The 5,075-nt window shown below is 43.4% G+C and carries 2 protein-coding genes; both read right to left on the reverse strand.

The genetic code is table 11. From position 1 onward, the window contains the following. Positions 1 to 91: 91 nt before the first annotated feature. Positions 92 to 4,207, reverse strand: coding sequence for a tape measure protein (locus V7K76_RS29525; RefSeq protein WP_334778797.1), 4,116 nt, complete (start codon positions 4,205 to 4,207; stop codon positions 92 to 94). Positions 4,208 to 4,237: 30 nt separating this feature from the next. Next, positions 4,238 to 4,780 (reverse strand): hypothetical protein, encoded by a 543-nt coding sequence (locus tag V7K76_RS29530; protein ID WP_334778798.1) that lies wholly within the window; start codon positions 4,778 to 4,780, stop codon positions 4,238 to 4,240. Positions 4,781 to 5,075: the final 295 nt, after the last annotated feature.

The raw sequence follows: 5,075 nt of genomic DNA on the forward strand, positions 1-5,075 counted from the left end.
ACAACAAAAAGCGCATCAGTTGATCCGATTAGTTAGTGGTTCGCCACTTTTACTCGCGAACCACTTCTCTTTTTCCACATCCCGTGAAAAGTCAGATTCCACCGCTCATCACTGGTTGTCCACCCAACATCCCGCCAGAAGCGTAATTTGGCAGTCGTCCGCTAGAAAGAAGCCTGTTATAGACCTTGGTTTCCTGCGGATTCAAAATCCTCTCGCCGTCATTAGCCACCACTAGCATCGGGTTACGACCACCAGACATGGAACGTTCCCGATTTAGAGAATCGGTTATCATGCCGCCTGCGCTAAATCCTGGAATGAGGCTAAAACTATCTCCAACGCCACTGTCAAGGAACGAGGAATAATCTAAGCCACTGCCTGAGTTACTGCCAATGCCAAGCAGGCCGCCAACGCTAGAAAGGAGACTACCAAAGCCACCTCCGAGATTTTGACTTGGAGAGGTTTGTTTATTGCCAAGCAATGCCCCGAACAGTTGGTTACTAAGTTGCTGACTGGCTAAATTGGCAAAAGAGCTAAGGATACCGTTTAAAAGCTTACCGATGCTTTGACCGATGTTTGAAGTATTAAGGATAAAGTCTTTAGTTGTGGATTGGAAATCTGACTGTACACTTTTTATAACATCACTTAAGTCACTAAAACTTTGATTAATAGTGTCTAACTTTATTGCGTTTATCTGCTCAATATTAGTTTTCATCTTAACGAAGTCGGCATTACTTAAGGAAGTAGTATCTCTAAGTTTTTGTAAGTCTTGAATTTGCAACTGATAGCTTAAATCCTGGGTTGTGATCGCAATCTGCTTCTGTATCCCCTTATCTGAACCAGACAAACCTAAGCCTTGCAATTGCTCACTTCTAGCTGTTAAAACATCAATATTAGACCTGCCTAAGTTTTGAGAATTACTAAAAGCCTCATCCTGGCTAGAACGGGTAAATTGTACATTGTTTAACAAGTTAGATTGGTTATATCTAAGTGCCAGCCTCAGTTTCTCGCCGTTAGTCTGCTCAGGATTTAGACCTTCCAATTTTGCTCGTTCTAACAATGAAACTTTATCAGAGGCATACTTGCTTTGGAGGTCAAGGTTATTACTATCTCTATCTAAAACAAGTTTGTTCCCGCCAAATCCATACTCGCTCAACTGTGCATCTTGCTTCAGAAACTCTGATTTAGAGGTATTATCTCTGACTAAAGAATTTAACTCTAACTTGGCTTTGGCTAATGTTCGCGCTGCGGTCGCGGCTTGATATTGGATATTGATATTCGCTACCAACACATCGTTCTCTTTCTGCAATTGAGTGACACGGGCGTTAGCCTCAGTGCTGGAAATATCATTCTTGTTTTCCGCGTCCGTGACCTGGGCTAGTTTGCGGTCTAAATCCAATTGCGTCTGCTTGAGTGCCAATTCCCGTTCTAAACTTGGCAACGAATCTAAGCGGGTATCAGTTGGCGATAACGACTGTAAATCTTTTAGTCCTGCTACTTGTCTTGCCAGTATCGAATTATCAGCCGAGCGTGAGTCAAAGTTTACGCCTCTAGCTCTAATATTTCGCTGTTCAGCTTGGTACTGGGCTAATTGTGCAGCCGCTTCTCTTAATTTTTGTCTACGGGCTTGGGCTTCTTTTAACTTCTCACCTTCCAATATTGCCCGTATCTCTGGCGGTTGTTGCCCAAGCCCAGTTGTCGTACCCGTAGCCGTGGTGGACTGGGCTTGGGCAATTGCCTGGGCTTGCCCGTTCTTGCCTAAAACGCGGAAGTCGATTGTTCCTAAACCGTTTAAGCCAATTGCATTGTTTGCAGCCGTGGAAAGGTCAAAGCCTCTAGAGGAATGGGGAACATACTTACCTCCGCACTTTTCGTATGGCCCAGAGTCCGTAACCACCACAACTACAGATTTACCATTGGCAGGGTTTAGCGCTTCCACGCGATCGCCAAAGTTAATGTGTAAGTTTTTTTTTAAGTTTTCGTTAATAGCGGCGGTTAATTTACTATCGTCTAACAGAATGCCAGAAGCGGTTTGTGTTTCGGTTTGAGACTGCCCATCGTGCGTAGAGTAAGTGCTAGCTAATGTTTGCATCCAGCCTTCGCTAGCTGTAGGCATAGACTGCTGTCTAGCTTGGCTTATAACTTGGCGGTTAGAGCTAGGAACAGTAATGTTAGTTTTGGCGAAATTTCTTTCAAACTCAAGCGGGTTAATCGCTTTACCATTAACGAATGTGCCGTAATGCAAGTGTGGGCCAGTGCTAATGCCTTCATTGCCGCTCTTAGCAATGACATCGCCTTGACTAACAACATCACCAACTTTTTTAAGAAATGAGCTTAAGTGCAAGAACTTCTGAACTATCTTGTCGCCTTGAGCATCAATACTTTCCAGTGTTAAAGTATTACCGCTAGCACCCGTTACAACGCCTGCCGTTGGTGCTTTAACTGGAGTACCAATCGGAATACCGATATCTATACCTTGGTGGAAAGTAGATGCTCCTGCTCTTGGCGCTACCCTCTCGCCAAAACCAGAAGTAATCGCCCCGTCTACTGGACGAATCACGCCCATACTCTTACTATTGCGATCGCCAATTTCTTTGTTAAAACCCAGCCATTGCGATAACTTAACTACTGGACGCAATACTGGGCTGACATCCTCTATATCCCTCGCTGGGCTTGAGTTTGAGTTGGGATTTTTAGCCACTGGCTTAACAGCATTTGCCAGTCGTTGCTCAGTCTGAAGCGCAAAATTAGCTATATCCGCAAATGGTTTTATCAATTGTCCAGCAACGTTAACCGCATCTTTTAAGCTATTAACAAAGCTGCCTACGGCTTCTACTGACCGATGAATAGCGTCAGGATTTTTCTGTAAATAATCGCCTAAATCCTTGGCTGCACCAACTACATTTTTTAGTGCAGTCTGAACCGTGGATCTAAATTCTTGAGCCAGTTGACGGGCAAGCTCTGGATTTGATTTGAGGTATGCTGCGAATTGCTTTGCGCCTTGGTTTAAATCATCGAACAAACCCGCTTTACCAATTTCGTTGAGTGCTTGTTCTACAAAAGAAAAACCAGCGACTACACCAGGTTCGACAGCTTTTCCGAGTGCAATTTTTAACTCATCCAAACGATTGTTTAAGCGCGTGAGGCTTGCGCTGCTTGTATCTACGGAACTTGCTAAAGTTGTAGTACTCGCCTCGCCCAAAGCCTTCGTAAAAGCTGGAATGAAGACGCTACTAGTCAACTGACCAGATTCAAGTAGTTTTTGGAATTGCTCATTGGTAACGCCTATACTTTTTGCGGCAACAGACATTGCTTGTGGAATGCGATCGCTAATTTGCCGAAAATCTTGCGTCGTTTCCTTGCCTTTAGTTATTGACTGGATCAAACCAAGAAATGCACCGTTAAAATCTGCTGTACTCAGTTGCGCTGCTCTAGCGCCCGAACTGAATCCATCAAAAATGTCTTTAGTGCTGCTAGAGAGTTTAGTACCGTTAGTGGCTGCTACAAGTGAAGCGTAAGCTTTGGTTGAATCGAGAAAGGGTAGCGCTAACTTCTCACTTTCTGAACGCAAAAACTTTAGAGACTCGGTTGCCTTGGCAGTACTTCCAGTAAGTGATGTTAGCTGGGCTTCTACTGCTTTGAAGTCTGAATATTTCTTAACACTATCTCCAGCAAAAGCCAAACCAGCGCCTACAGCATTTTTTGCATCATTGATGATTCCAGAGACAAAGCCAGAGATTGATAGAGCGCCACTTACTCCAATCCCAGCCGCTAAACCCGCTACTATTTCGCCGCCTATCTCTTCAAACACTTTACTAGGCGACCGGATCTTGAGCCTAGCCCTCGTTTCGTCAATAACCAGTCCAGCCATGCGGTTACTTGCTGCTTTTACCTGGCTATCTCCAGACTTTATGCCTTGTGCCAAACCCTGAGCGATCGCCTCCCCTGCTGACTTGAAAGAAGTGTTACTGAACTTATAGCTATTCAAGCCTCTCTCAATGCCACGAGCAAGCGATTTACCCGCGCTAACTCCAGCTAAATCAGCACTGGCAAGTAGACTTTTAGCATCAAAGCTAGGCGATAACTGGAAATTTTTCTCAAGCTCTTTCGCTTGCTTAAGCGCTAGAACTTTCGCGGCTTCAATATCTTTAGTTAGCTGCGAATAATCTCCCGCTAGCTCTATAACTAGTTGTCCTAAGTTTAAATCCATAACATTTACTCCTATTAAATAAAAATATTATTAATCGACTTCTTCGGCTTTTACGTCAATAGGTAATGCCTCTAAAAGTTTCTCTACAGCCAAAGCTTCACTGAGGAGTTTTTGCCCAATCTCCGCACTACTTACACCAGCGCTACTTAAAGCCTTAACCTCGAAAGGCTTGAGCTTAATGCTTGGATCATCTCTAAATTGTTGCAGAGCTTTCTTCGATATATCCAAACAGTCTGCGGCTAGTTCAAGGTTTGCCCAGCCGAGGTTAGCGCAGAAACTTCTATATTTTTCGAGGCTAGAAAGATGGTTTTGAATATGTAGCTTAGTTGCTACGTCTCTTGCAATCTCTTCTTGAGCTACATCGAAAGCTTCGGCTCGTTCTACCAAATTTCCTCGGATTGACCATCTTTGAATAAGACCTACACTTTTTCTTAGCGTAGATGCGATAGTTTCTATACTTCTGTTTACGCCAAAGTCTCGGTACAAACAAAAAGCGTTGAAACTTTTGGGCGTATCCCATTCATGTCTATAGCCCCAAACTTCGTTAGATGCTCGTATTAAATCGTTAGCCATATCTACCCTTGTTCTAGTATTAAAAGAAACCTACCTACACTCTTACTATACCGTATTATTTTGCACTCGTATATTACGTATACGAAGTAAAATAGCTATTAAAAAGAGAATGAGAATAGTTCTCATGCAGTAGATAGGGCTGAATCAAGGTTGACGCTTACAATCCTTCAGCAGTAAGAATTTCAGCCGTTTTTGTACCTATATAAGGCTTTTGCTTAGGGATTCTTCATTGATATTTTCAATAAAATCCTTGTTTTCGTCGCTTCCAGAGTTATCACCGTGGATTACTATGATC

It is taken from the genome of Nostoc sp., from assembly GCF_036917975.1.
In the GTDB taxonomy this organism is placed as follows: Bacteria; Cyanobacteriota; Cyanobacteriia; order Cyanobacteriales; family Nostocaceae; genus Nostoc.